The sequence below is a fragment of the Caulobacter segnis genome, from assembly GCF_023935105.1.
Lineage (GTDB): Bacteria > Pseudomonadota > Alphaproteobacteria > Caulobacterales > Caulobacteraceae > Caulobacter > Caulobacter segnis_B.
In genome coordinates this window covers 4,077,342-4,103,070 of sequence record NZ_CP096040.1, presented here as the reverse complement: position 1 = coordinate 4,103,070, position 25,729 = coordinate 4,077,342, and the positions used below count along the sequence as shown (strand labels likewise).

Genomic DNA, 25,729 nt, shown 5'->3' with positions numbered 1-25,729 from the left:
CTGTCGCTCGGCGAAACCTGCGTGTAGGCTCACGCAAGGACCGGGTCCTGCGCGCCTGGCGAGCATGGGAGGGGACATGGCGAGGTTTTCCGTGGCCGAGGCGGCGACCGCCGGCTTTGGCGTGATCGGGCGCAAGCCCTTGGCCGTCCTGGCCTGGGGGCTGGTGATCCTGGTCGCGACGGCGGCGCCGATGTATCTGCTGCTGTGGACGATGCGGCCCGACTTCGCGATGCTGATGCAAATAGGGCAGCAGCCGGGACCCGCCAACGATCCCGAGATGGTCGAGCGGCTGCTGCGTATGCAGTCCGGCATGATGCTGTTCCAGCTGGTGTTCTGGCTGTGGGCCACCGGCGTGAAGGCGGTGATCTGCTCGGCCGTGTTCCGGGCCGTGCTGGAGCCGCAGGAGTCGCGCTTCGCCTATCTGCGGCTGGGCGCGCGCGAGGGGTGGCTGACCCTGCTGTTCCTGGTCGAGTACGTGCTGGCCTATATCGCCTGCTTCATCCTGGCCCTGTTCGGCGTCGTGGTCGTGGCGGTCGTCGCGATGGGCGCCGGCGAGCAGTCCAAGGTGGCGGCGGTCGCGACGGCGGTGGCGATCGGCCTGGCCGCGCTAGCCCTGTTCCTGTGGCTGGCGCTGAAGCTGTCGATGGCCGCGCCGATGACCTTCGTCGACCGGCAATTCCGGCTCTTCGAATCTTGGACCTTCACCAAGGGACGGCTGGGCAAGCTGCTGGGCGTGACCGTGCTGCTGGTGATCATCCTGATCGGCATCGAGATCTTGTTCGGCGCCCTGATGCTGGTTGGCGTCTTCGCCTTGGGCGGCGCGATGAGCTGGCTGTTCGAGCCTGGCGCCGTGCAGGCGCTGCTGCGCGAGCCGCCCATGGAGATCGTCCGCAAGCTGGGCCCGGCCATCAGCGTCGCCGGCGTGCTGCTGGTCGTGTTCTCCACCGTCATCACCACCGTGTTCTGCGCGCCGTGGGCCGCGTCCTACCGAGCGTTGCTGAACGAAGATCCGGCGCGAGCGTAGCGGCGGCGCTACGGCCATTCGAAATCCGATTGCATCCGCGCGACGCCATCGTCAGAACCGTGGCGAGGCCATAGATTGCGCGGCCGACGACGACTCGTCGGCGGACCTTCTGTAAGGGGATTGATCGGATGACGGACGGATCGGCCAGCGTCGGCGGCGCGTTGCGCGCGGGCGTGTCCGACCTGGGCGCGTCGATCAACGCCTGCTGGGCGGCGCTGCTGGCCGCCGTCGTCCTGACCGTGGTCGCTGGCTATCTGCCGCCCGGCGTGCGCCTGCTGGCCGTGCTGACCGCCGGAGTCATCGCCCAGGGGGCGCTGTTCCGCCGCGCGTTCGGACGCGCCCCGGGGCTGAAGGGTCTGCGCTGGGGCCGCGACGAATGGCGGCTGCTCGGCGGGCATCTGCTGGTGCTGGGCCTGTTCCTGCTGATCGGTTCGATCCTGCTGGTGGTGATCGGCGCCATCGCCCTGGGCGTCGCCCGCGCCAGTGCGCCTAACCTGGATGTCGGCTCAGCCGAGGCCTGGAAGACCGCCCTGGCCAACGCCGGTCCGGGCGGTTTCGTCGCGGGACTGGCGCCGCTGGCGGGTCTGGCGATCCTGGTCTGGCTGGGCCTACGCCTGTCGTTCACGGCCCCGGCCACGGTCGAGCAGTCCGGCGTACGGGTGCTGAGCGCCTTCCCGCTGACCAGGGGCAAGGTTCCGAAGCTGCTGGCCATCTCGCTAGTGCTGGCCGCGCCCCTGCTGCTGGCGGGGCTGCTGGGCCTGACCCCTGCGCGCGGACCCGGCGTGACGGCGGCCAGCGCCATCTTCGCCTATCTGTTGCTGGCGCCGGCCTGGGCCGGAGCGCTGGTTCACCTTTACCGCCACAGCGCGGTCTCGCAGGACGCCTAGATGTCTGTTCGCCCCGTCGACGCCGCTCTCCAAGGCCTGCGGATCATGCGGCGCAAGCCGCTGCCGGTGCTGGCCTGGGCGACCTTCTCGCTGGTCATGCTGCCGATCCTGGGCCTGTTCGCCAAGATCGTTCTGGGCGATGAGGGCCGGGCGGCCCTGGCCGGGCGCATGGGTTCGGCCGATCCGCGCGAGATCCTCGACCTAATCACCCACCTGGGCGGGGTGATGGTGCTGCTGATCGCTGTAGCCCTGTTTCTAGCTTCGGTGCTGCAGGCGGCGATCATCCGTTCGGTCATCGAGCCCAAGAACGACCGCTTCGCCTATCTGCGTCTGGGCAAGGAAGAACTGCAGCTGCTGATCGTGTCGCTGATCACCTGGGCCGCGGCTCTGGGCGTGACGGTGATCCCGTCCGGCGCGGTGGTGCTGGGCGCATCGCTGCTGTCGGGGGCCGCGGCCGGCTGGTTCGCCACCCTGGGCGCCCTGGCGGTGATCGGCCTGTCGCTATGGGTGGCCGTGCGCCTGTCGCTGCTGGGGCCGCACGCCTTCTCGCATCATCATATCGACCTGCGCGAGGCCTGGATCCAGACCCACGGCCAGTTTTTCCGCCTGCTGGGGATGTACGTGCTGTCCATCATCCTGGCGGCTCTGGTCTCGCTGATCGGGACGACGATCTCCAGCGTCATCGGCAACGTGGTCGGCGGCGGCGTCGACCCGACGAGTGGCGGCGACGTGGTCGCCAGCCACCCGCGCCTGATCCTGGTGTTGCTGGCCAACCTGCTGCTGGCGCCGATCTTCCTGACCCTGCAGACCGTGATCCTGGTCGCCGCCCCGGCCAAGGCCTTCGCCCAGTTGAACCAGGACGAGATCGACGCGGGCCTGCACGACTAGCGCGGCTCAGGCCGCCGCGCTGGGCCTCGCCGCCATCCGTTCGCGCCAGGCGAGGACGTTCCTGGCCTCGACCGGCGTCGCCAGGCCCACGAAGTCGGCGAAGTCCAGCGTGGTCTGGGCGACGATGTCGGCGACCGTATAGACCTCGCCCGTCAGATAGGGGCGACCATCCGCCAGTTCGCGGTCCAGCCAGGCCTGGGCCTTGTCGACCACCTCGCGGTTCGACTCGCCGAATTCGACGTTCTGTTTCAGAAGCCGCGCGGTCAGCGGATGAGCGTGACGCCAGAACATGCCGACCGGGACCATCACCCGGAACTCGATCCGGCGCGTCCACATCTCGACCTGGGCCTGTTCCAGCGCCGAGACGCCGAACAGCGGTGGATCGGGGTGCAGGGCCTCGAAATAGCGACAGATGGCGACCGTCTCGCTGATGCTCGTCCCGTCGTCCAGTTCCAGAACCGGCACTTGGCCCAGGCTGTTGCGCGCCAGGTGCTCGGGCGACCGGTGGCCGCCCTGGCGCAGACCGATCGGGATTTCGGGAACCTCCAGGCCCTTCTCGGCCAGGAAGATCCGCACGCGGCGCGGATTGGGCGCGGGCATGGCCTCGCCATAGAGCTTCATCGCATCCTCCCGGTCGCGGCGACGCTGGCGGCCGCCTTTCAAACGGATGTTAGAGGCGCCATCGCGCTTGCCGCAACCCCGGACGAAAAAGCCGCCTTCGACACTGTCGAAGCGGCGCGAACCTTGTTAGGGCTACGGCTTGTTCGGCATCCGCCCGATCGCCTTTTCCCGAGCCCGCCATGTCCAAGTTCTCGCCCTCCGACGCGGCCTTCTCCGGCTTCCGCCTCGTGCGGGAGAACCTGAAGACGGTAGCCCTCTGGGCGCTGATCATGACGGTGGTGTCCATCGCCTACAGCGTGGTGATGATCCACTTCTTCGGCGACGAGCTGAACGGGTTGTCGACCTACATGCAGTCGGCCGGAAGCGAGCCGGACCCCAATGAAATGGCGGCCGCGTTCGCCAAGATCGTGCCGGTCACCATGCTCTCCGTGCCATATCTGGCGCTGGTGAACGCGGTGACCTTCGCCGGCGTGAACCGCCTGATCCTCCGCCCCCACGAGGGTGGGCTGCTGCGACTGCGTCTCGGCGGCGACGAGCTGCGCCAGGCCGCGGTGTGGCTGCTGTTCAATGCGACCCTGTTCGGCGCTTTCCTGATCGGCAGCGTGCTGACCGAATTCTTCGCCATCATGAAGGACGCGGTCGGCGCGCTGCTGGCGCTGCTGGCCTTCGTCGGCACGCTGGGCGGTGTCGTCTATCTGGCGATCCGGTTGTCCCTGTCCTCGGCGGCGACCTTCGACGCCGGCAAGGTGGTGTTCTTCCGCTCGATGCCGCTGACCAAGGGCCAGTTCTGGCGGCTGCTAGGCGCCTATTTCCTGGCCGTCGTCATGTGCGTGATCGTCTTCCTGCTGCTGTTCACGATCATCTCGGCGGTCGCCACCCTCATTTCCGGCGACATCGGCGCCGCGGGGAAGCTGATGCAGGCCGACAGCAGCTCGCTGAAGGCGTTCTTCACGCCGATGGGCATCGCCCAGACAATGTTCTCGGGCCTGATGTCGGTGCTGACGACGCTGATCATCTTCGCCCCCGCGCCGACCATCTACAAAACCCTGCGCGAGAGCGAGGCCAGCGCCGAGGGCAACGGCGGCTGGTAGGGCGAGCCGACTGGAAAGACGAACGCCCCGGAGAGCAATCTCCGGGGCGTTTTTCATTTCAGCAAGGCGCCAGACAGTCAGGCGCGCTTGGCTTTCTTCAGTTCCGCCACCCGCGCCTTGCGGCGTTCCTCGTGGCGGTCCAGCAGCTCTTTCAGGTAGCGGCCGGTCCAGCTGGCCTCGACCTTGGCCACGTCCTGCGGCGAGCCGGTGGCGACGAGCTGGCCGCCGCCGTCGCCACCTTCGGGACCGAAGTCGATCAGCCAGTCGGCGGTCTTCACCACGTCCAGGTTATGCTCGATGACCACCACGGTGTTGCCCTGGTCGGCCAGCTCGTGCAGCACCTCGAGCAGCTTCTTGGTGTCCTCGAAGTGCAGGCCGGTGGTCGGCTCGTCCAGGATGTACAGCGTCCGGCCGGTGGCCCGGCGCGACAGCTCCTTAGAGAGCTTCACCCGCTGGGCCTCGCCGCCCGACAGGGTCGTGGCCTGCTGGCCGACCTTGATGTAGCTGAGGCCCACGCGCTTGAGGGTCTCCATCTTGTCGCGGATCGGCGGCACGGCCTTGAAGAAGTCGGCGGCCTCCTCGACGGTCATGTCCAGGACGTCGGCGATCGTCTTGCCCTTGAACAGCACGTCCAGGGTCTCGCGGTTGTAGCGCTTGCCCTTGCAGATATCGCAGGTGACGTAGACGTCGGGCAGGAAGTGCATCTCGATCTTGATGACGCCGTCGCCCTGGCAGGCCTCGCAGCGGCCGCCCTTGACGTTGAAGCTGAAGCGACCCGGACCGTAGCCGCGCGCCTTGCTCTCCGGCAGGCCGGCGAACCAGTCGCGGATCGGACCGAAGGCGCCGGTGTAGGTCGCCGGGTTCGAGCGCGGGGTGCGGCCGATCGGCGACTGGTCGATGTCGATGACCTTGTCGAACTGCTCCAGCCCCTCGATCCGCTCGTGCGGGGCGGGGGCGTCGCTGGCGTTGTTCAGGCGGCGCGCGGCGGCCTTGTACAGGGTCTCGATCGTGAAGGTCGACTTGCCGCCGCCCGACACGCCGGTGATGCAGGTGAAGGTCCCGACCGGGATTTCGGCCGTGACGTTCTTCAGGTTGTTGCCGGTGGCACCGACGACGCGCAGCACCTTCTTCTTGCTGATCGGCCGGCGCTGTTCGGGCACTTCGATCTCGCGCGCGCCGGTCAGGTACTGGCCGGTGATGCTTGCGGGGTTGTCCATGATCTCCTGGGGCTTGCCCTCGGCGATGATCTGGCCGCCATGCACGCCGGCGGCCGGACCCATGTCGATCACATAGTCGGCGGTGAGGATGGCCTCCTCGTCGTGCTCGACGACCAGCACCGAATTGCCCAGGTCCCGCAGGCCCTGCAGCGAGGTCAGCAGGCGGGTGTTGTCGCGCTGGTGCAGGCCGATCGACGGCTCGTCCAGCACGTAGAGCACGCCCGTCAGGCCCGAGCCGATCTGGCTGGCCAGGCGGATCCGCTGGCTCTCGCCGCCCGACAGGGTGCCCGAGCCGCGCGACAGGTTCAGATAGTCCAGGCCGACATCGACCAGGAACCGAAGGCGATCGTTGATCTCCTTCAGGATCCGCCGGGCGATCTCCATCTGCTTGTCGGTCAGCTTGCCTTCCAGGCCGGCGAACCAGTCGCGCGCCGGACGGATGGCCAGCATCGAGACCTCGGCGATGTCCATGGCGTCGATCTTGACGGCCAGGGCTTCTGGCTTCAGGCGCTTGCCGTGGCAGGTCTCGCACGGGGTGTCGGACTGGTAGCGGCCGAGCTCCTCACGGACCCACGATGAGTCCGTCTCACGCCAGCGGCGCTCCAGGTTCGGCAGCACGCCCTCGAAGGGCTTCTCGACCTCGTACTTCCGCGCGTTGTCGTCGTAGGTGAACTTGATCTTGGTTCCCTTGGAGCCTTGCAGCACCACCTCGCGGGCGTCCGGCGACAGCTTGTACCAGGGCTCGTCCATCGAGAAGCCGTAGTGGCGCGCCAGGGCCTGCAGGGTCTGGGTATAGAGCGGAGAAGGTCCTTTCGCCCAAGGCGCGACCGCACCCTTGTGCAGGCTCTTGTCCTTGTCGGGGATGACCAGGTCGGCGTCGAAGGCCAGCTTGGCGCCCAGGCCGTCGCAGACCGGGCAGGCGCCCGCCGGATTGTTGAACGAGAACAGGCGCGGCTCGATCTCGGCGATGGTGAAGCCGCTGACCGGGCAGGCGAAGCGTTCCGAGAACAGGATGCGCTTCGGCTCCTTCTCGCCCTCTTCGATATTGGCGAACTCGGCCACGGCCAGGCCGTCGGCCAGGCGCAGGGCCTGCTCGATGGAGTCAGCCAGGCGCTGCTCCATCTCGGGCTTGGTCACCACGCGGTCCACGACCACGTCGATGTCGTGCTTGAACTTCTTGTCGAGCGCCGGAGCATCCTCGATCGGGTAGTATTCGCCGTCGATCTTCAGCCGCTGGAAGCCGGCCTTCTGCCACTCGGCGATCTCCTTCTTGTACTCGCCCTTGCGATCGCGAACGACGGGGGCCAGCAGATAGAGACGCGTGCCTTCCGGGAGGGCGGTGATCTTGTCGACCATCTGGCTGATGGTCTGGCTCTCGATCGGCAGGCCGGTGGCGGGCGAGTAGGGAACCCCGACCCGCGCCCACAGCAGGCGCATGTAGTCGTGGATCTCGGTCACCGTGCCGACGGTCGAGCGCGGGTTGCGCGACGTCGTCTTCTGCTCGATCGAGATCGCGGGCGACAGCCCCTCGATCAGGTCGACGTCGGGCTTGCTCATCAGCTCCAGGAACTGACGGGCATAGGCCGACAGGCTTTCCACGTAACGGCGCTGGCCCTCGGCGTAGATCGTGTCGAAGGCCAGCGACGACTTGCCCGAGCCCGACAGGCCGGTCAGCACGACCAGCTCGCCACGCGGGATGTCGACGCTGACGTCCTTGAGATTGTGCTCACGGGCGCCGCGAACGCGGATGAAGTTCAGTTGCTCAGCCATGTTTTCCGGAACGTTGGGCCGCCAGAATGGTGGCAGCGCAGCGGCTATATGTAGGGCTCAAGCGGCGAATTAACACAAGAACAAGATGCGAACAAATGTCGCGCGTGTGGGGCGCGGTTCTGCTGACAGCCAGTGTCAGCAGCGGCGCCTTGGATAGGGCGCCGCTTGGTCATTCGACGGCCTCGAAAGCGGCGCCATTCGCGCGCGTCCTCCCTTTTCAGCTTAACCAGAGGTGGCGTGGATGAGGCTGGGCGCGTGGACCAGGCGATGGCTCGCCGTGTCGGGTGGGGTGCTGGCCAATGGCCTGATCCTTGGCGCGCTGGTGCTGATCGAGGAACAGCCGCCGTCGGTCGAAGAAACGCCAGTGCTGCTGCTGGATCTGACGCCACCGGAACGTTCGCGAACGCCCGAGCGCCGCCAGGCCGCTCCGAAAGCCGCCGCCTCGCGGCCGTCTCCCACGGCTTCGCCCGAACCGGCCTCGACAGCGTCCGGGGAAGCCGGAGCGGTCCAGCCCGCGCCCGGCGAGCCGACCTCGCCCGCGATCGATCCCGCCTGGCGCATCGACCGAAAGACGATCGACAGCTGGCGCATCACCGAAGGCGTGCCTGAATGGGGATGGGGGCGGTACTATCGGGCGTGCAAGGGCCTGAGTAGCGAGCACATGACGCCGGACGAGAAGGAGCGGTGCTATGGGGCCTGGGGCGGTGGGACTCGAGACAAGCGCCCTTCGCCCGGCTTCGTGGGGCCGATCGACGAGACGAAGTGGCAGGAGCACCCGCCTGCCCCGAAGACGGCGTCGACCTACGACAAGGACGCGGCGCGCGGCCAGCATTGTCGCGACTACCGGCGCGGCCGCACGCCCGGCTTCAGCGAGCGAAACCTGGCTTCGACAGGCAAGCCGCCGCCGACCCTGCGCGAGCGCGGCTGCTTCTGACCGGGCGGCGTATTGTTCCGGCTTCATTATTCGGACTTCCTAAACCCTGTTTGGAAGCGGGTTCTTCAGTCCACGCATGATCTAAGCGCCACGATCGGGCAGAAGCTCGACCTTGACACCGGGAAAGAACGGTCGTGGCCAAGAAGGACCCCGAAAGCGCCAAGCAGGGCGCCAAGCAGCAGGCGTTCGACGCCTTGAAGGCGCCCAAGCCGCGCTCGATCGTGATCGACACCCTGGTGTTCTGCGGTGGAGTCGGGTCGTTGGTCTGGGTGCTGCACGCGATGTCGCCGACCTAGCGCCGGCCAAGCTTGCCGCGTTCGACGCGCGCGCTTAAAACCCGCCTTCCCATCCGATGGAGGCACTCATGATCAGCAAGACGGAAGACCGTTTCGTCCTTCCCGTTTCCCTGACCGTGGGTTCGCATGTCCTTCGTCACCCTGGATTCCGTTTCCGCCGCCACCCCTGACGGCCGGCCTCTCTTCGAAAACCTGAACCTCGTCATCGGGGCCGAACGCATCGGTCTCGTCGGGCGCAACGGCGCGGGCAAGAGCACCTTGCTGGCGCTGATCGCCGGCGCGCGTGCCCCTTTAGCCGGGACCATCACCCGGACCGGGACGGTCGCGACCCTGGATCAGACGCCCGACGTTTCGGAGGGCGCGCGGCTAGTCGACCTGCTGGGTGTCGGCGGGGGTTGGGATCGCCTGTCGCGCATCGAGCGCGGGGAGGGCGATGAGACCGACCTCTCCGACGCCGACTGGGACCTGCCGGCGCGGCTGGACCAGGCCCTGGCCGATGTCGGCTTGCCGGGTCTCGAACCCGAGCGGCCGGCGGCGGCGCTGTCGGGCGGCCAGGCGACGCGGGCGGGGCTGGCGCGTCTGCTGGTCGCTCGGCCCGACGTGCTGCTGCTGGACGAGCCGACCAACAACCTGGACGCCGAGGCGCGAGGGATCGTGGCCAGGGTGCTGGCTCGTTGGCGCGGCGGGGCGGTGGTGGTCAGCCACGATCGAAGCCTGCTGCGCGGCATGGACCGTATCGTCGAGCTCTCATCGCTGGGCGCGCGGTCGTACGGTGGCGGCTGGGACCTCTATGCCGCGCGCCGGGCCGAGGAAGCTGAGGCCGCGCAGCGCGGCCTGGACCACGCCGAGCAGGCGGTCCGCCGCGTCGCCCGCGAGGCCCAGGTCGCTCGCGAGCGCAAGGATCGCCGCGACGCGGCCGGCCGCAAGTTCGCCGACAGGGGCGGAACGCCCAAGATCGTCCTGGGCATGATGGCCGAGCGGGCCGAGAACAGCGGTGCGCGCGAGGGGCGGCTGGCCGACAAGCTGGTGGCCGAGGCGGCCCAGGCCAAGGTCAGCGCCGACGCCCGCGTCGAGCGGGTCCGGACCCTGGGGTTTGATCTGCCGTCGTCCGGCCTGCCCGAGGGGCGGACGGTGTTGAGCTTCGACGATGTCGCCTTCGCCTGGCCAGATGAGGCGCCGGTGATCAAAGGCTTGTCGTTCCGCATCGCGGGGCCCGAGCGCGTGGCGGTCTCGGGTCCGAATGGGACGGGCAAGACGACGCTGATCCGGCTGGCGACCGGTGACCTCGCGCCCTTGGCGGGTGTGGTCAAGCTGTCGGTTCCCGTCGCTCTGCTGGACCAGCGGGCGGGGCTGTTGAACGATGGCGAGACCATCCTGGAGAACTTCCGCAGGCTGAACCCGGCCGCCAGCCAGAACGACGCCCATGCGGCCTTGGCGCGCTTCCTGTTCCGCAACACCGCCGCCCACCAGTTGGCCGGGACGCTGAGCGGCGGCGAGCGCCTGCGGGCGGCCCTGGCCTGCGTGCTGAGCGCGGCCGCGCCGCCGCAGCTGCTGATCCTGGACGAGCCGACCAACCATTTGGACATCGCCTCGATCGAGGCCGTCGAGGCGGCGCTGTCCGGCTATGATGGCGCATTGCTGGTGGTCAGCCACGACGCCGATTTTCTCGAGGCCATCGGCATTGAACGGAAGATCGCCCTCGGATAAGTCTATGTGACCGGTAACATTTGGGCGCGACCCGATGACCCGGCATCGCAGGGCTCAGGAACGCAGGCAAGACGAGATGGACGGCGGCCGGGACCACCCGCTTCGAGTGACGTTGAGCGAACTGATGCACCTGCGGGCGCTGCCGCTGGACCGGGTCCCGCTCCGCCTGCGCCAGTGGGTGTTCCTGGTCGAGCCGGACGCGCGGACGTCGGAGGCTGCCTTCGTCGCTCTGTTCGCGCCGGGGCAGGATCCCGCGTTGGGCCGCGTCGTCGTCGCGGACGAGGACGGTGGCTGGCTGTGGGAGCGTCACCAGGAGTTCTCGACCTGGACCTGGTTCGCCTACGGACCGCTGGGACGCGAGCTCGGCTTCCAGCCCCAGCCGGAGGCAAGCTTCTTCTGGCTGGACGGCGCGCCGGGCCAGGTGTTCCGGGGCGTCGAGATCTCGGTCTCGGCGCCGGGCGCCGCGGCCCCGACCGACGCGGACCTGGGTCGGCATATCGACCTGCAGCGCTGCGTCTCGTGCGAGGCCTTCGACGGCGCGGCGCGGATCTGGACCGACTTCCGCCTGCGCGAGGGCGGCGCGGGGCGCATTCACGTCCACAACCTCTCCCTGGCCAATGACGAGGTTTCACGCCTGGTTCAGACGCTGCTGGAGATCGGCAACTATCGGAAGCTGGCGCTGATCGGCTTCCCACCGGCGCGCGAAATGCTGGCCTGGCTGGACGGAGCCGAGGCGCGGCTGGCGGCGATCACCAGCGGTCTGGCTGCCGGCGAGGACAGCCAGGCGGTGCTGGATCGCCTGCTAGCTTTGTCGGCCGAGGTCGAGTTGCGCGCGGCCAGCAGCCGCTTCCGCCGCGGGGCGACCGAGTCCTATCACCGCCTGACCCTGGATCGGCTGGAAGCCCTGCGCGAGCGGCGGATCCCCGGCCATTCAACGATGAGCGAGTTCATCGCCCGGCGCCTCCTGCCGGCCATGCGCACCCGCCAGGCCTCCGACCGCCGCCTTGACGACCTTTCCCTGCGCATCGCCCGCAGCGGCGACCTGCTGCGCACCACGCTGGGCCTGGCCCAGGACCGCCAGAACCAGGAGACCCTTCGCGGCATGGACGCCAGCCTGCAACTGCAGACCAAGCTGCAGGGACTGGTCGAGGGGCTATCGATCTTCGCGGTGGGTTACTACGTGCTGGGCCTGCTGGGTTATCTGCTCAAGCCCTGGCTGCACGGCGTGGCCGAGCATCTGATGTCGGGCCTGGTGCCGCTGGTTCTGATCGCCGTTGCCGCCAGCCTGCATCGGCGCAAGAAGCGGTTGATCGACGAGGCGCACTAGGCGCTTAAGTCCGCCGGTGACCCTTGAAGCCTTCATCCAGGCGCGCCTGACGCTGGAACCCGTCCCGGGCGTTCCCGAAGTCCGCCTGCATCGCGCGGGACCGCGCAGCGGACTGATGCGGCTGGCCGAGGCGGATCCGGACTTCGGCTCGCCCTATTGGGCGCGGCCCTGGGGTGGGGGTCTGGCCCTGGCGCGGTATGTCCTGGACCGTCCGGACGTCGTCGCCGGCAAGCGCGTGCTGGATCTCGGCGCGGGCTCGGGCCTGGTGGCCATCGCCGCCGCCCTGGCCGGGGCGGGTGAGGTGAGGGCGGTCGACGTCGACTCTTACGCGGTCGCCGCCGCGCGCCTGAACGCCGCCGCCAACGGCGTGACAATGGAGGTGGCGCAGACCGACCTGCTCGATGGTGATCCGCCGGACGCCGAGCTGATGCTGGTCGGCGATCTCTTTTACGACCCAGCCCTTGCCGCGCGGGTCGAGCTCTTCCTGCGCCGCTGTCTGGCCGCCGGAATCGCGGTGCTGATCGGCGACCCCTGGCGCGCGCCGCTGCCGGCGGATCGGCTGCGGGTCGTGGCCGAGTATCCGGTCGCCGACTTCGGCGATCCGAACGGCGCAACCCGGGCGGCGGCGGTTTTCGAACTGGAAGGCTAGGCCTTGCGGTTCAGGGTGATCGCCGCGCCCATCGAGGGGCGGTCGTTGACCATGCCGCCGGCGCCATAGGTCGTGGCCGGGGCGGCGCGCTGGCTGGCGATCTCCTGGGCGACCGCGTGGACCAGGCCCTCGGTCACGGTCTTGGCGGCGCTGACGGCGCGCGCCTGACGGGCCAGGACGGCGTCGAAGGCCTCGGTGGCGCGCAGCAGGCGCTGGCGTAGTTCCGGCCGGGCCGCTTCGACCAGGGCGACATTGGCGCGCACCCGCATGGACTCGTGCCGGTAGACATTGGCCAGCTTGGCCGTCTCCTCGACGTACTGCGCCGCCTCGTGCGGGCGGTGGGTCTCGAAGGCCAGGGCTTCCTTGGCGATCAGGTCGGTCAGGCGCTCGGTCAGCAGGGTCAGCTGGTGGACGCGATCGTCGGCGTCGACGGCGGCGATGGCCATGGCGTGTTACTCCTTCAGACCTTGCATCTTCAGCATTTCGCGCTGGATGGTCGGCGCCAGGCCGATGCCGCCGGCCTTGGTCACCTGCTTGGACATCGCGTCCGTCAGCATCGACTTGAACATCTCCTCGCCGTTGCCGCCGCCGAACGGTTCGGAGGTTTTCACGCCCTCGAACATCTGCTGCATCATCACCGACAGGAACGAGCTCTCGAACGTCTTGGCCGTTTCGGCGATCTTGGCGCGCTTCGTCGCGTCTTGGACCGCGTCGTGGGCGGTGTCTTCGACCGAAGCCGCGGCGCTCTTCACCGCCTTGGCCGCCGTCTTGATCGCGGCCGTGGCGGCGCCGACCTGCGGAACGAAGGTGGAGATCGTGGACAGGGCGCTCATCACATCACCTCGATGTCGGCTTGCAGGGCGCCCGAGGCCTTCACGGCCTGCAGGATCGAGATCATGTCGCGAGGCGTGACGCCCAGGGCGTTCAGGCCGCCGACCAGGCTCTTCAGCGAGGGCGAGCCGCCCAGGGTGATCAGCTTCTTGCCCTTCTCCTCGTCGATATTGACGGTCGACTGCGGAACGACGGCGGTTTGGCCCTGGCTGAAGGGGCCGGGCTGGCTGACGGCGGGGGTTTCCTGGACAGTGATGGTCAGGTTGCCCTGGGCGATCGCCACCTGGCTGATGCGGACGTCGTCGCCCATGACGATGACGCCGGCCACCTCGTCGATCACCACCTTGGCCGGGCTGTCGGGCTCGACTTCCAGGTTCTCGATGTTGGTGACGAAGCTGATCATGTCCATGCCGGCTGGCGCGCGCACGGCGACGATGGTCGGGTTCTGGGCCTGGGCGCAGTTGGGGAATTTGGCGTTGATGGCGTCGGCGATGCGGCGCGAGGTCGTGAAGTCCGGATTGCGCAGGGTCATGCGCAGGATGTCCATGCTGACCATCTGGAAGCCGGTCTCGCGCTCGATGATGCCGCCCGACGAGATGCGGCCGGCGGTCGGCACGCCCTTGGTCACCGAGCTGCCCGAGGCGCCGCCGGCCGAGACCGAACCGGTCTGCACGGTGCCCTGGGCGACGGCGTAGGTCTGGCCGTCCGCGCCTTGCAGGCTGGTGACCAGCAGGGTACCGCCCAGCAGACTCTTGGCGTCGCCCAGCGCCGAGACGGTCACGTCCAGCTTCGAGCCGGCGGCCGAGAACGGCGGCAGGTTGGCCGTGACCATGACCGTGGCGGTGTTCTTGGTGTTGAGGTTGGCGTCGCGCACATTGACGCCCTGGCGTTCCAGCATCGCCTCCAGGCTCTGCTTGGTCATCGGGGCGTTGCGCAGGCTGTCGCCCGTGCCGTTCAGGCCGACGACGACGCCGTAGCCGATCAGCTGGTTCTCGCGAACGCCCTCGAAGGCGACGATGTCCTTGATCCGCGACTTGGCGAACGCCGGCGCGGCGATGAGGGCCGAAGCAGCGGCGAGGGCGGTCAGAACGGTGCGAAAGAATGAACGCGGCATGGCAGTCCCGTGGCGGGGAGACGTCCCCGGTCCGCCCCATGCCAGAAGCGGGCCAGTTTTCCGGCCCAGCCTAGGGCCTTGTGACTCAAGGGATTCTGATTTCGGCGGTGGTCCGTCCGGCGCCTCGCGGCAGAATCTGCCCGGCATTAACCATACTTCAAGCGCGCGTTCCGATTATGATCAGGTCGTGGGATAAGTGACTCGCACGCTTAAGCTTTTTGGAGCTGTCGGATGAAGGTTTCCAGCACGGGGGGCGTGGGGGCGACTGGCGCGTCGCGGGCCAGGCCGACCGGCGGTTCGTCGAGCTTCAGCCTGCCGTCGGTGAACACCGCCAGCGGCGCGGCGAGCACGGCTTCGGTTGGCGGCCTGACCGGCGTCGGCTCGGTCGACGCCTTGCTGGCGTTGCAGGAGACAGGCGCCGTCGGCAGCCCCCTGGAGCGCCGCAAGCGCGCCGTCCGTCGCGCGGACCACATCCTGGACATCCTGGGCGAAGTTCGGATCGCGCTGATCGACGGCGACATCTCGCACGCCACGCTGGACCGCCTGACGCGCGCCATTCGCGAGCAGCGCGAGAACACCGACGACCCCAAGCTGGAAGGGGTTCTCAACGAGATCGAGACACGGGCCGCCGTCGAGCTGGCCAAGCTGCAGGCGCGGGGCGGCTGACATGGCCTGGGCGGGCGACCAAGGGACTGGCGACAAGAACATCGTTTCGTCCTGCCACGCTTGGCCCACTCGTGCGTTTTACACCTGTCCACGCCGTGGAAGTGGCCCTCGCGGACCGGGAGCGCGACATGAACGCGCCCCTCACGCGAGGTTCATTGAACGCGGCTCACCTTTTGGTATAAGCACCCGGCCCTTAAGGGCTGAGTTCATTGGGGCGTGAGGCGTTGATGCAAACGGCCACTGTTCTAGTAGAGAAATCCGATTATCGTCCTTCCGAGGACGAGCCTTTTATGAACGAACGGCAGCTTGAGTACTTCAAGCAAAAGCTGCTGGCCTGGAAAGAAGAGATCCTTCGCGAATCTCGCGAGACGGTTTCCCATCTCCAGAAAGAAACCGAGAACCACGCCGATCTCGCCGATCGCGCGTCCTCGGAGACCGACCGGGCTCTTGAGCTCCGCACTCGTGACCGCCAACGAAAGCTGATTTCCAAGATCGACCAGGCCCTGCGCCGAGTCGAGGACGGCTCCTACGGCTATTGCGAGGAGACGGGCGAGCCGATCGGCCTGGCTCGACTGGATGCTCGCCCTACGGCGACCATGAGTGTCGAGGCCCAGGAACGGCACGAGCGCCGCGAACGCGTCCACCGCGACGACTAAGCGAAGCTCCGCAGGGGGACTGATGTGTTTTCGAGCGGCCTCGGGGGCGACCCCGGGGCCGCTTTTGTTTCCGACGTCGGAGAACTCTGTCATCTAAGGCGTTGCATCCTAAGGTCGCGCATCGCCAGGGAGGACCTGTGAGCTTCTTCGAGAGCCTTCTCGTCCTGGTGGCGGCCGCGGTGCTGCTGCTGCAGGTGTCGCGCCGCATCAAGGCGCCGTACCCGACGATGCTGGCGGCGGCCGGCGTCTGTCTGGCGCTGGTCCCCGGCGCGCCCGCGATCTCGATCGAACCCCACACCGCCCTGGCCCTGTTCCTGGCCCCGGCCCTGGTCGACGCGGCCTTCGACTTTCCGGTCAGCGATGTTCGTCGGCTGTGGCGGCCGCTGTTCGCCCTGGTGGTCGTGGCGGTGCTGCTGAGCGCCGGCGCGGTCGCCTGGCTGGGCGTGGCCATGGCCGGCCTGCCGATCGCCGCGGCCCTGGCGCTGGGGGCCATCGTCGCCCCACCGGACGCCGCCGCCGCCACGGCCGTGCTCAGCAGCGTGCGCATGCCGCGTGGCTCGATCGCGGTGCTGAAGGGCGAGAGCCTGCTGAACGACGCCTCTGCCCTGCTGTTGTTCTCGGCCGCCCTGGCCTTCCAGGCCCAGGGCCAGATCGACCAAGGACTGGCGATCAAGCTGGGCCTGGCGGCGCCGGGCGGGATCATTCTGGGGATCGTCATCGCCTATGTGCTGCGCGCCATCAGCCCGATGGTCAGCGGCACGCTGGGCGGCAACGTGTTCGAGTTCGTCACCGCCTTCGGCTCGTGGATGATCGCCGAGCGGCTGGGCGTGTCGCCGGTGCTGTGCTTGGTGGCCTTCGCCATGACCTTCGCCCGCACGGCGGCCCTGCGTACCCCGCCGCGGGTGCGGATCCACAGCTTCGCGGTCTGGACCTCGGCGGTGTTCCTTCTGAACGTCGTGGCCTTCCTGCTGATGGGGCTGCAGGCGCGGACCATCGTCGCCGGCATGGACCGCGAACGACTGATGCAGGCTATGGGCTTCGCCGCTGTCGTGGTGGTCTGCCTGATCATCGTGCGCATGGTTTGGGTGCAGCTCTATCTGATCTTGGCCCGGCGGTTCGCCAGCCTGCGCGGCGGCTATCCGGCGATCAGCCTGCGCAACGGAGTGCTGGTCGGCTGGTGCGGCATGCGAGGCCTGGTCACCCTGGCCACCGCCTTCGCCCTGCCGGGGAACTTCCCGCAGCGCGACCTGGTGGTGTTGACCGCCTTCGCGGTCGTGCTGGCGACCCTGGTGGTGCAGGGGCTGACCCTGGCGCCGTTGGTCCGCCTTCTGGGCCTGGATCGTGAGGACGCACTGGGCGACGAACTGGTGCGTCTGCGGGCCGACCTGGCGGGCGCGGCCCTGGCGGCGCTGGACGGCAAGGCGGGCGAGGCCGTCGACCACTGGCGCTATCGCTTCGCCGCGGTTCCGACCGGCGTCCCGCCCGCGACCGGACCCCTGGAAGCGCGGCGGGCCATCGGCCTCAAGGCTATTCGCCGCCAACGCCTGAGGCTGGAAGAGTTACGCGTCTCGGGCGGCGTGGGCGCCGACGCCTTCCTGATCCTGCAGGAGGAGCTGGACTTCGAGGAGGTCTCGATCAGCCGCGAGGACGAGCGGCAGATCGAGGAGAGCTGACCGCGCTCACCACATCGTTTTCGCCGCGCGCTCGGGCCATGCCGTGTCGTAGGCCTCGCCACCGACCGCGCCGGCCGTGACCGCCGCCAGCATGGCGCCGGGCGTCGGCAGGGCCTTGGGATCGACGTGGCTCTCGGGTTTCCAGAGCCCCGAGCGGACGATGGCGCGGGCGCACTGGAAATAGGCTTCCTCGACGGTCACGACCGTCACCGTGCGCGGCGGCTTGTCGTCGACGGCGAAGCTGGCCAGCAGCGCGGGATCGGCGCTCAGCACCGCGCGGCCGTTGACCCGGAACGTGGTGCCGGAGCCGGGGATCAGGAACAGCAGGGCCACGCGTGGATCGCGGACGATGTTGCGCAGGGAATCGATGCGGTTGTTGCCGCGCCGGTCGGGCAGCATCAGCGTGCGGGGATCGGCGATGCGGACGAAGCCGGGCAGGTCGCCGCGCGGGCTGCAGTCCAAGCCCTCCGGACCCACGGTGGCCAGCGCCACGAACGGCGAGGCCTGGATCAGCGCGGCGTAGTGCGGGGTGATGTGGTCGGTGACCTTGACGGTCGAGGCGGCGACGGGCTGGGGCTGGTACAGCGCCTCCAGGGTCTCGAGGGTGGTGATCTCGTGCATCGCGTCCTCCCGTCCGTGGCTTGTAGCGGCGGGCCGGGCGGAGAACAACGTCAGGGCGTCGCCGCGCGGGCGCAGGCCTCGGCCAGGATGCGGGCCGAGATCGGCTTGTCGACGATCGGGGTGAAGCGACCCTGAAGTTGGTCGGCGTTGCCGGTGACGTAGACGACGGGGATCCGGCCCAGGCGGCGCTGGATCGCCTCGACGGCCTCGACGCCGGTGCCGCCCACGATGCGGTAGTCGGCGGTTATCAGGTCGGGGGGATTGGCGATGGCCAGGGTCAGCGCGTCGGCCGCGCTGTCGGCGATATCGAAACTGGTGAAGCCCATCTCCGCCAGAAGGGCCTCGACCTCGAACGCGACGAGGATTTCATCCTCGATAATCAACACGTGTCGGGCCTTCGCGTGCTCGGTCATTCGCCGTAGCTTTCTGTGTCGTCCCAGGACTTATTTCAACGGCGCGCCGCGCTCGCGCGCCAGTCGCGTTTTCGTGATCGGTGCGACCGCACCGGTTGTATCGACCGGCTCGGCTGCACGATGCGGGAAAGCAGGCTATGCAGGGACAAAACCAAGGAAACGGCAGGAGCGTCCCCAGTCCTATGTCCCAGTCCCTGATCCTCACCGAGAAGCGCGGCCATGTCGCCATCCTCACCCTGAACCGGCCGGAGGCGATGAACGCCCTGGGCGCGCCGGGCGATGGCGACCAGGTGGCGGCCGCCTGCGAGGCGATCAACGACGACCAGGACATCCGCTGCGTGATCCTGACCGGCGCGGGAAAGGCCTTCTCGGCCGGCGGCGACGTCAAGGCGATGAAGGCCCGCGAGGGCGCGTTCGGCGGCAATGGCGTGGCCGTGCGCGACGGCTATCGCAAGAACATCCACCGCATCGTCCGGGCCATCTACGGCCTGGAGGTTCCATCGATCGCGGCGGTCAACGGGGCGGCGATCGGCCTGGGCTGCGACGTGGCCTGCATGACCGACATCCGTATCGCCGCCGACACCGCCAGGTTCGGCGTCACCTTCCTGAAGCTTGGCCTGATCCCCGGCGACGGCGGCGCCTGGCTGATGCCGCGCACCATCGGCATGAGCCGCGCGGCCGAGCTGCTGTTCACCGGCGACGTCATCGACGCGGCCAAGGCGGCCGAATGGGGCTTGATCAGCAAGGCCGTGCCGGCCGAGATGCTGATGGACGAGGCCATGGCCCTGGCGACCCGGATCGCGGCCCAGCCGCCGCACGCTCTGCGCATGGCCAAGAGCCTGCTCAAGCACGGCCAGACCGCCAGCTACGACACCCTGATGGAGATGAGCGCGGCCGCCCAGGCCATCGCCCACCACACCGAGGACCACATGGAAGGCGTCGACGCGATCCTCGAGAAGCGTCAGCCGACGTTCAAGGGCGCCTGAGATCATGGGCAAGGAAGCGAGCGGCGTCTGGGGCCAGCTGTCGGATGGTGAGAGCGAGGGCAAGCTGCTGTGGGAGCCGCCCAAGCTGATCTTCCGCGGCGCGGTGCGCGGCATCTATCAAGGGCACGCCCTGCGCAACCTGCGTGTCGAGGGCGATGATCTCGTTCTCAGCGACGGCACGCGCTTCACCTTGGAGGCCGGCCAAGCCGACAAGTGGCTGCACGCCATCCAGAACCCGCCCTCGCGCCTGGACAAGCTGGGCGTGAAGCCCGGCATGACCGTGGTGGTCGACGGCGTCGAGGACGAGGCGTTCATCGCCGAGCTGGAGACCCGCGTCGAGCTTGGCGAGGCCGAGGAGGGGATCGACCTGCTGTTCCTGGCCGCCGAGGACCTGGCCGACTTCGATCGGCTGGAGGACTGGCAAGGCGCGCTGGCTCCCAAGGGCGCGGTGTGGATCGTGGCCCAGAAGGGCAAGGGCGCGCCGCTGAAGGACGCCGAGATCCTGGAGGCCGTGCGCGGGCTGGGCTTCGTGGACACGAAGGTGTGTGCGTTCTCGTCCAGCCACACGGCGCTGCGGTTCGTGAAGCGCAAGGCGCCGAAGGCGGTCGCCAAGCCGGCGCCGGAAACGGACGATGCGCCGTTCGACGACGAGGATTGAGTCTCGCCAATTTGTGTCATCCCGGAAGCCTCGCAGAGGCTATCCGGGACCCAGGGGCCAAGCGCGTTGCGCCGACCCCTGGGTCCCGGCTCTCCGCTTCGCTGCGGCCGGGATGACACGGGAATTTAGGTCGCAGCGGTCTGAGGTGCACCGCTCGTTCGCGTCTCCAGCAGCCGCTTCTGCTCAGCTCGGCTCCGATAGAGAAAATCCGCCGGCAGTCCCAGCCGCACGCTGGCTTGGCAGGGCGGAGAGCTCTTCACCGGAATCCTGTCGGCCAGCTTGCCGGCGGCTTGCAGCGCCAGACGATGGAAGGCGGTCAGGTCCCATTCGCGGCCCAGGGCCAGCCTCTGGCGCACGATCGGCGGCAGCAGCGACACCGCCGCGCGGGCCAGGGCCTTGTGCAGGAACTTCGGCGCGTTCGGCGCGGCCTTGCCCGACTGGATGATGTCCAGGAACTCATGGACGATTGGATGTGGCTCAAAGCGCGAGGCCAGCCTGTCCATCATCGCCATGAACTCGGCCTGGTTGGCCGGCGAGTGCTTCACGCCGTACAGTCGCGCGATTGGGCCGGCCTCGCCGTAGAAGCGGGTCTTCTCGGCGTCGCTCAGCGGCGCGACGAAGCGGTCATAGGCGTTGAGGAAGCCGTAGCCGGCCGTGGCGCTGACCCAGTCCAGCAGCTCGGGATCCAGCGCCTTGTAGGCCTCGCCCTTTGGCGTCTCGCCCGTGACGCGCGTATGCATGTTGGTGACGCCCTGGATCACGCGCCGCGCGGCGGCCTGAGGTCCATAGACCCCGACCATGGCCGCGATCCCCGTGCGCTTGGAGCGTCCGATCGGGTCGGCCTTGTAGGTCGAGTGGTCCCAGACGCCCGAGCGGATCCGCGCGTCGGCGAACTCCAGCAGCACGGCCGCGACGCCGCCGACCGCCAGGGCGATCGGGTTCTTGTAGACCCGCCAATGCACCGAGCCCGGATCCAGATAGGCGGGCTCGCCGGGCGGGTTGGCGTAGTCGATCTTCCAGCCCAGGTACGATGACGGTTCGGCCATGCGGATTTCCTTTCCTGGAAAGGTCGGAGCCCGCGCCGTCAGCGACAACCTATCAAATCCGATAGGGAAGCTAGGCGGCCTTGGCGGTCACCGGCGTCGCCTTCGCCCCCGTTTTCCGCCCGAAGGTCATCACCCCGTCGTCGACCTTGCCGAAGCGCAGGGCGACCAGGTCCAGGGCATAGTTCTGATGCACCTTCCACGGCTTGCGCAGGCCCTGCTTGGGGAACTGGTTCATGGCGCGAGTGACGTAGCCCGAGGTGAAGTCCAGCCACGGCGCGACCTCGATGTCGCCGTCCTGGCGCGCCACGCAGTAGTCGGCGCCGGTGCGGTCCATCTGGTTGATCAGGCGGCAGACATACTCGCTGGTCAGATCCGCCTTCAGGGTCCAACTGGCGTTGGTGTAGCCGAACGCCGAGGCCAGGTTGGGCACGTCGCTGAACATCATGCCCTTGTAGCTCATCGATTGGGCCAGGTTGGCGACCTTGCCGTCGACCACGACCTCCATGCCGCTGAGCAGCTGCATCTGCAGGCCGGTGGCGGTGACGATGACGTCGGCGTCCAGGACCTTGCCGGATTTCAGCTGGATGCCCGTCTCGGTGAAGGTCTCGATGTGGTCGGTGACCACCGAACTGGTCCCGGCCTTGATCGAGTCGAACAGGTCAGCGTCCGGCACCAGGCACAGGCGCTGGTCCCACGGATTGTAGCGGGGCGTGAAGTGGGTGGCGACATCGTAGTCCGGCCCCAGATGCTCGCGCACCATGCCCAGCAGGCGTTCCTTGACCTTCTCGGGCTTCTTGCGGGCCATGTTGAAGAACAGCATCTGGAAGAGGACGTTCTTCCAGCGGGTGACGCCATAGGCGGTCATGGCCGGCAGCTTGGTCCGCAGCCAGTTGGCCACCCCATCCTCGGCCGGGCGCGAGACCACGTAGGTCGGCGAGCGCTGCAGCATGACGACGTGAGCGGCGGTCTTGGCCATCTCGGGCACCAGGGTCACGGCGGTGGCGCCGCTGCCGATCACCACGACCTTCTTGCCCGCGTAGTCCAGATCCTCGGGCCAGTGCTGCGGATGGACGATGCGGCCCTGGAAGCGCTCGGCGCCCGGGAAGTCGGGCGTATAGCCGGCCGAATAGCGATAGTAGCCCGAGCACATGTAGAGGAAGCCGCAGGTGAACTTGACGGTCAGGCCGTCGTGCTCGGCCTCCACCGTCCAGGTGGCGGTCTCGCTGGACCAGCTGGCGCGCTTGACCAGGTGGCGGAAACGGATGTGGCGGTCGACGTCGTGTTCGCGCGCGGTCTCGCGCACATAGCTCAGGATAGAGGGGCCGTCGGCGATCGCCTTGGCGGCTTTCCACGGCTTGAAGCTGTAGCCCAGGGTGTACATGTCGCTGTCGGAGCGGATGCCGGGATAGCGGAACAGGTCCCAAGTGCCGCCGATCGCCTCGCGGCCTTCCAGGATCGCGTACGTCTTGCCGGGGCAGTGCTTCTTCAGGTGATAGGCCGCGCCGATCCCCGACAAGCCCGCGCCCACGATCAGTACGTCGACATGTTCCATGGCCATCCGTTTCCGCCCCTGCCTCAAGTCCGGTGGTTGACCCGCCGTGAACCTATGTAAACAGTGTTCACCAACAAACGACCGTTTTGACCGAACGTCAACCGGGGCTTATCGGATCACTTCATGTCCCTTCGCGACTTCGGCGTCCTGGTCCTCGTCTGCCTGGTCTGGGCCAGCAGCAACATCATCTCCAAGCTGGTGGTCGCCCACTGGGGCGTGCCGCCGCTGTACTACGCGGCCGTGCGCTTCGCGGTGGTGGCGCTGCTGACCCTGCCGTGGCTGCTGCCCGCGCCTCGGCCGACCTGGCGGATGGTGCTGGTGGGCCTCCTGATGGGCGGCGGCAATTTCGCCCTGCTGTTCATGGGCTTCAAGACGGCCTCGCCATCGGCGGCCTCGGTGGTGATCCAGGTCGGGGTGCCGTTCACCACCCTGCTGTCGGTGCTGATCCTGGGCGAGAAGATCCGCTGGCGGCGCGGCGTGGGCATCGCCCTGACGTTGGCGGGCGCGGTGGTCGTCATGTGGAGCCCGCATGGCCTGGAGCTGTCTGCGGGCCTCTGGCTGATCGTCGCGGCCGCGTTCACTGGTTCGCTGGGCGCGGTGATGATGAAGCAGGTCGAGGGGGTGAAGCCACTGCAGTTCCAGGCCTGGGTGGGCTTTTCGTCCTTCTGGCCGCTGGCGGCGATGAGCGCGGTCATGGAGCCTGGCCAGGTCGCGGCGGGCTTCCACGCCGGGTGGCCATTCGTCGGGGCGGTGGCGTTCTCGGCCCTGGTGGTTTCGGTCGTGGCCCATACGGCCTATTACGGGCTGATCCAGCGCTACGAGGCCAACCTGATCGCTCCGCTCACCCTGATGACGCCGCTGTTCACCATCGGCATGGGCGTCGTGGTCACCTACGACCACTTCGACCTGCGGATGGGGATCGGCGCGGCCTTGGCGCTGCTGGGTGTTCTGATCATCGCGCTTCGGCGGAATCAGGTCATGCCCTTGCTGATGTCGCTCCGAAACCGCGCCCAATGAGCCTTCCCCATGAGCCTTAACGTCATCGAGGCCCCGTCGCCGAACTTCGACGCCCGCAAGGCCGTGCCCGACACGATCGTGCTGCACTACACCGGCATGGAAACGGGCGAGGCGGCGATCGCGCGCCTGCGCGATCCCGAGGCCAAGGTCTCGGCCCACTACTGCGTCGAGGAAGACGGCCGCGTCTTCCGCCTGGTCCCCGAGGAGCGCCGCGCCTGGCATGCGGGCGCGGCCTTCTGGAAGGGCGTCAAGGACATCAACTCGGCCTCGATCGGCATCGAGATCGTCAATCCCGGCCACGAGTTCGGCTATCGCCCGTTTCCCGAGGCCCAGATCGCCGCGGTGATCAACCTGCTGGCCGACGTGCGCTCGCGTTGGATGATCCCCGACAGCCGAATCCTGGGCCACTCCGACATCGCGCCCGCTCGCAAGGTCGACCCTGGCGAGCTCTTCCCCTGGAAGCGTCTGGCCGATAGCGGCCATGGTTTGTGGATCGAGCCGGCGCCATCGCCCGGCGCGCCGCTGGGCCAGGGCGAGGAGGGGACCGGCGTCTTCGCGCTGCAAGCCGGCCTTACCCGCCTGGGCTTCGACTGCGCCCCCACCGGCAAGTACGACGAGTGGACCACGACGGTGGTCTCGGCCTTCCAGCGTCACTGGCTGCAGAGCCGCTTCGACGGAATCGCGGACGGCGAGACGCGGGCGCGTCTGGTCGGCCTGCTGCGCGCGGCGGCCGACTGATGCATCCGGCGCCGGCCTTCCGCGTCGAGGATCGTGTGATCCTGCTCGACTTCCTGCGGGCCCATCCGTTCGTGACCATCGCCGCTTCGGTCGGCGGGCGGCCGTTCGTGGCCCAGACGCCGGTCGTGGTCCGCGACCTGGACGGCGAGGTCGCGCTGGATTTCCATCTGTCGCGCGGCAACGGGCTGACCCCGCACCTGACGCAGGGCTTCCGCGCGGTGGCCCTGGCGACCGGCCTCGACGCCTATGTCAGCCCCGACTGGTACGCGAGCGCCGATCAGGTGCCGACCTGGAACTACCAGTCCGTCGAGGCCGAGGGCTCGGTCGCGCCGCTGGACGAGGCCGAGTTGATCGCCCTGCTGGACGACCTCTCGGCCCAGGAGGAGGCGCGGCTTCTTCCGAAAAAGCCCTGGACCCGCGACAAGATGAAGGCCGGCAAGTTCGAGAGCCTGCTGCGCGGCATCCAGGGCGGTCGGCTGTTCGTCGAGCGGCTGGAGGGGACGTTCAAGCTGTCGCAGAACCGGGTTGAAGCCGATCGCCTGGGCGCGGCGGCGGGTCTCAAGGACCATCCGATCGCGCAGCTTATGCGCAATATCCTCTAATCCCGATTTCCCCGGCTTTCGCCGGGGGAATCGGATGTTTGTTGACGTTTCCATGTCGCGCCGTCAAACACCGTCCCGGACCAGATGGTCGGGCGGTCGCGTCGTCTTCGGACGCCGAGGAAAGTCCGGGCTCCACGGTGACAAGGCGGTGGGTAACGCCCACCGGGAGCGATCCCAGGGATAGCGCCACAGAAAGCAAACCTCCTCCTTACGGGGCGGGAAGGGTGAAAGGGTGGGGTAAGAGCCCACCGCGGACCTGGCGACAGGGACGGCATGGCAAGCCCCGCCTGGAGCAAGACCGAATAGGGACCCCGCGCCGGCCTCGCGTCGGATAGGCCGTCACTGGCTGAGAGGGTCCGGGTAGGTCGCGAGAGCCGTCCAGCAATGGCCGGCCTAGAGGAATGATCGTCGCCGCCTCGCCCATCTTCGGATCGGGGGAGGCGGAACAGAACCCGGCTTATAGATCATCTGGTCCCCATCCCTCGTTCGGCGGGATGGGGCGCGGCCGCGCGTTTCCGTCCTGAAAACTGACCTTCGTTGGGTCCGGATGACACCGGGCACCACGTCTACTTGGTGAGTTCTGTGTATGTTCTGTGGATTAACGATCTCACCTCGTGAACAACAGGTGAGACGCCTTTGAAATCTCGATGAAAGGGGTTTGGTGTCATTGTTTCCCAATTCATCCCATGTTAACCCAATTCGCGTCGGGGCGATGCGTTGGGTCGCCGACCGATGTGGGTTTGGT

At 68.0% G+C, this 25,729-nt stretch carries 27 protein-coding genes and 1 other RNA gene; 19 read left to right on the top strand and 9 right to left on the bottom strand.

The annotated features are described in order from the left end of the window. Nucleotides 1–76: 76 nt before the first annotated feature. The 3 genes from MZV50_RS19185 to MZV50_RS19175 all read left to right on the top strand — a co-directional run bounded on the left by MZV50_RS19185 (nt 77) and on the right by MZV50_RS19175 (nt 2,799). Nucleotides 77–1,024, top strand: a complete 948-nt coding sequence (locus MZV50_RS19185; protein WP_252630881.1) for a hypothetical protein — start codon at nt 77–79, stop codon at nt 1,022–1,024. Between the two features lie 128 nt (nt 1,025–1,152). Continuing rightward, nucleotides 1,153–1,911 carry a hypothetical protein gene (locus MZV50_RS19180; protein ID WP_252630880.1) on the top strand — a complete coding sequence of 253 codons (759 nt, stop codon included), beginning with the start codon at nt 1,153–1,155 and terminating at the stop codon, nt 1,909–1,911. Next, entirely contained in the window at nt 1,912–2,799 is an 888-nt protein-coding gene (locus MZV50_RS19175; RefSeq protein ID WP_252630879.1) for a hypothetical protein, read from the top strand. Nucleotides 2,800–2,805: 6 nt separating this feature from the next. On the opposite strand, the gene MZV50_RS19170 is transcribed toward MZV50_RS19175, so the two are convergent. Continuing rightward, complete coding sequence (locus tag MZV50_RS19170) at nt 2,806–3,420, bottom strand: glutathione S-transferase family protein (RefSeq protein ID WP_252630878.1); 615 nt, start codon at nt 3,418–3,420, stop codon at nt 2,806–2,808. Nucleotides 3,421–3,599: 179 nt separating this feature from the next. Between MZV50_RS19170 and MZV50_RS19165 the strand changes: the two genes are divergently transcribed. Continuing rightward, complete coding sequence (locus tag MZV50_RS19165) at nt 3,600–4,511, top strand: hypothetical protein (RefSeq protein WP_252630877.1); 912 nt, start codon at nt 3,600–3,602, stop codon at nt 4,509–4,511. Between the two features lie 77 nt (nt 4,512–4,588). Here the strand turns inward: MZV50_RS19165 and uvrA are convergent, their stop codons facing one another. Beyond that, nucleotides 4,589–7,498 (bottom strand): excinuclease ABC subunit UvrA, encoded by a 2,910-nt coding sequence (gene uvrA / locus MZV50_RS19160; protein ID WP_252630876.1) that lies wholly within the window; start codon nt 7,496–7,498, stop codon nt 4,589–4,591. A 241-nt stretch (nt 7,499–7,739) separates the two neighbouring features. Between uvrA and MZV50_RS19155 the strand changes: the two genes are divergently transcribed. The 6 genes from MZV50_RS19155 (at nt 7,740) to MZV50_RS19130 (ending at nt 12,411) form a co-directional block, all read left to right on the top strand. Next, nucleotides 7,740–8,432, top strand: a complete 693-nt coding sequence (locus tag MZV50_RS19155) for a hypothetical protein (RefSeq protein ID WP_252630875.1) — start codon at nt 7,740–7,742, stop codon at nt 8,430–8,432. Nucleotides 8,433–8,566: 134 nt separating this feature from the next. Continuing rightward, nucleotides 8,567–8,728 carry a hypothetical protein gene (locus MZV50_RS19150; protein WP_252630874.1) on the top strand — a complete coding sequence of 54 codons (162 nt, stop codon included), beginning with the start codon at nt 8,567–8,569 and terminating at the stop codon, nt 8,726–8,728. Nucleotides 8,729–8,784: 56 nt separating this feature from the next. Further along, a complete protein-coding gene (locus tag MZV50_RS19145) occupies nt 8,785–8,898 on the top strand; it encodes a hypothetical protein (protein ID WP_252630873.1) in 114 nt (37 codons plus the stop codon). After that, nucleotides 8,855–10,435 carry an ABC-F family ATP-binding cassette domain-containing protein gene (locus tag MZV50_RS19140; protein WP_252630872.1) on the top strand — a complete coding sequence of 527 codons (1,581 nt, stop codon included), beginning with the start codon at nt 8,855–8,857 and terminating at the stop codon, nt 10,433–10,435. The genes MZV50_RS19145 and MZV50_RS19140 overlap by 44 nt, the downstream gene beginning before the upstream one ends. 34 nt (nt 10,436–10,469) lie before the next feature. Then, complete coding sequence (locus MZV50_RS19135; protein ID WP_252630871.1) at nt 10,470–11,762, top strand: DUF3422 domain-containing protein; 1,293 nt, start codon at nt 10,470–10,472, stop codon at nt 11,760–11,762. 16 nt (nt 11,763–11,778) lie between these two features. Next, complete coding sequence (locus MZV50_RS19130) at nt 11,779–12,411, top strand: class I SAM-dependent methyltransferase (RefSeq protein WP_252630870.1); 633 nt, start codon at nt 11,779–11,781, stop codon at nt 12,409–12,411. On the opposite strand, the gene MZV50_RS19125 is transcribed toward MZV50_RS19130, so the two are convergent. The 3 genes from MZV50_RS19125 to MZV50_RS19115 are packed head-to-tail and all read right to left on the bottom strand — an operon-like array spanning nt 12,408 to nt 14,356. After that, the gene (locus MZV50_RS19125; RefSeq protein ID WP_252630869.1) at nt 12,408–12,857 is read right to left on the bottom strand and encodes a flagellar basal body protein; all 450 of its coding nucleotides are present in this window, start codon (nt 12,855–12,857) and stop codon (nt 12,408–12,410) included. The two genes, MZV50_RS19130 and MZV50_RS19125, sit on opposite strands and share 4 nt — an antisense overlap. 6 nt (nt 12,858–12,863) lie before the next feature. Then, nucleotides 12,864–13,244 carry a rod-binding protein gene (locus MZV50_RS19120; protein ID WP_252630868.1) on the bottom strand — a complete coding sequence of 127 codons (381 nt, stop codon included), beginning with the start codon at nt 13,242–13,244 and terminating at the stop codon, nt 12,864–12,866. Beyond that, complete coding sequence (locus tag MZV50_RS19115; RefSeq protein WP_252630867.1) at nt 13,244–14,356, bottom strand: flagellar basal body P-ring protein FlgI; 1,113 nt, start codon at nt 14,354–14,356, stop codon at nt 13,244–13,246. Before MZV50_RS19115 ends, MZV50_RS19120 begins: the two co-directional genes overlap by 1 nt. A 231-nt stretch (nt 14,357–14,587) precedes the next feature. On the opposite strand from MZV50_RS19115, the gene fliX reads away from it, so the two are divergent. The 3 genes from fliX to MZV50_RS19100 all read left to right on the top strand — a co-directional run bounded on the left by fliX (nt 14,588) and on the right by MZV50_RS19100 (nt 17,351). After that, complete coding sequence (gene fliX, locus MZV50_RS19110; RefSeq protein WP_252630866.1) at nt 14,588–15,022, top strand: flagellar assembly regulator FliX; 435 nt, start codon at nt 14,588–14,590, stop codon at nt 15,020–15,022. Between the two features lie 227 nt (nt 15,023–15,249). Continuing rightward, complete coding sequence (gene dksA / locus MZV50_RS19105; protein ID WP_252630865.1) at nt 15,250–15,678, top strand: RNA polymerase-binding protein DksA; 429 nt, start codon at nt 15,250–15,252, stop codon at nt 15,676–15,678. Between the two features lie 137 nt (nt 15,679–15,815). Beyond that, nucleotides 15,816–17,351: a cation:proton antiporter gene (locus MZV50_RS19100; RefSeq protein ID WP_252630864.1), complete on the top strand. Its 1,536-nt coding sequence runs from the start codon at nt 15,816–15,818 to the stop codon at nt 17,349–17,351. Nucleotides 17,352–17,357: 6 nt separating this feature from the next. Here MZV50_RS19100 and MZV50_RS19095 read toward each other — a convergent pair whose 3' ends face one another. Continuing rightward, nucleotides 17,358–17,972: a pyridoxamine 5'-phosphate oxidase family protein gene (locus MZV50_RS19095; protein WP_252630863.1), complete on the bottom strand. Its 615-nt coding sequence runs from the start codon at nt 17,970–17,972 to the stop codon at nt 17,358–17,360. A gap of 50 nt (nt 17,973–18,022) precedes the next feature. After that, complete coding sequence (locus MZV50_RS19090) at nt 18,023–18,385, bottom strand: response regulator (protein ID WP_252630862.1); 363 nt, start codon at nt 18,383–18,385, stop codon at nt 18,023–18,025. A 182-nt stretch (nt 18,386–18,567) separates the two neighbouring features. Between MZV50_RS19090 and MZV50_RS19085 the strand changes: the two genes are divergently transcribed. Beyond that, on the top strand, nt 18,568–19,371 hold the full coding sequence (locus MZV50_RS19085) for a crotonase/enoyl-CoA hydratase family protein (RefSeq protein ID WP_252630861.1): 804 nt from the start codon (nt 18,568–18,570) through the stop codon (nt 19,369–19,371). Between the two features lie 4 nt (nt 19,372–19,375). Further along, nucleotides 19,376–20,029, top strand: coding sequence for a DUF3052 domain-containing protein (locus MZV50_RS19080; protein ID WP_252630860.1), 654 nt, complete (start codon nt 19,376–19,378; stop codon nt 20,027–20,029). Between the two features lie 125 nt (nt 20,030–20,154). On the opposite strand, the gene MZV50_RS19070 is transcribed toward MZV50_RS19080, so the two are convergent. Both MZV50_RS19070 and MZV50_RS19065 read right to left on the bottom strand, forming a co-directional pair. Next, nucleotides 20,155–21,075, bottom strand: a complete 921-nt coding sequence (locus tag MZV50_RS19070; protein WP_252630859.1) for an oxygenase MpaB family protein — start codon at nt 21,073–21,075, stop codon at nt 20,155–20,157. 70 nt (nt 21,076–21,145) lie between these two features. Beyond that, on the bottom strand, nt 21,146–22,633 hold the full coding sequence (locus MZV50_RS19065; RefSeq protein WP_252630858.1) for a flavin-containing monooxygenase: 1,488 nt from the start codon (nt 22,631–22,633) through the stop codon (nt 21,146–21,148). Between the two features lie 117 nt (nt 22,634–22,750). On the opposite strand from MZV50_RS19065, the gene MZV50_RS19060 reads away from it, so the two are divergent. From MZV50_RS19060 to rnpB, 4 genes are all read left to right on the top strand, one after another. Continuing rightward, on the top strand, nt 22,751–23,644 hold the full coding sequence (locus MZV50_RS19060; RefSeq protein ID WP_252630857.1) for a DMT family transporter: 894 nt from the start codon (nt 22,751–22,753) through the stop codon (nt 23,642–23,644). Between the two features lie 9 nt (nt 23,645–23,653). Continuing rightward, entirely contained in the window at nt 23,654–24,382 is a 729-nt protein-coding gene (locus tag MZV50_RS19055; protein ID WP_252630856.1) for an N-acetylmuramoyl-L-alanine amidase, read from the top strand. Further along, on the top strand, nt 24,382–24,984 hold the full coding sequence (locus tag MZV50_RS19050) for an FMN-binding negative transcriptional regulator (protein ID WP_252630855.1): 603 nt from the start codon (nt 24,382–24,384) through the stop codon (nt 24,982–24,984). Before MZV50_RS19055 ends, MZV50_RS19050 begins: the two co-directional genes overlap by 1 nt. An 80-nt stretch (nt 24,985–25,064) precedes the next feature. Next, nucleotides 25,065–25,460, top strand: an RNA gene (gene rnpB, locus MZV50_RS19045) — RNase P RNA component class A. Nucleotides 25,461–25,729 lie beyond the last annotated feature (269 nt).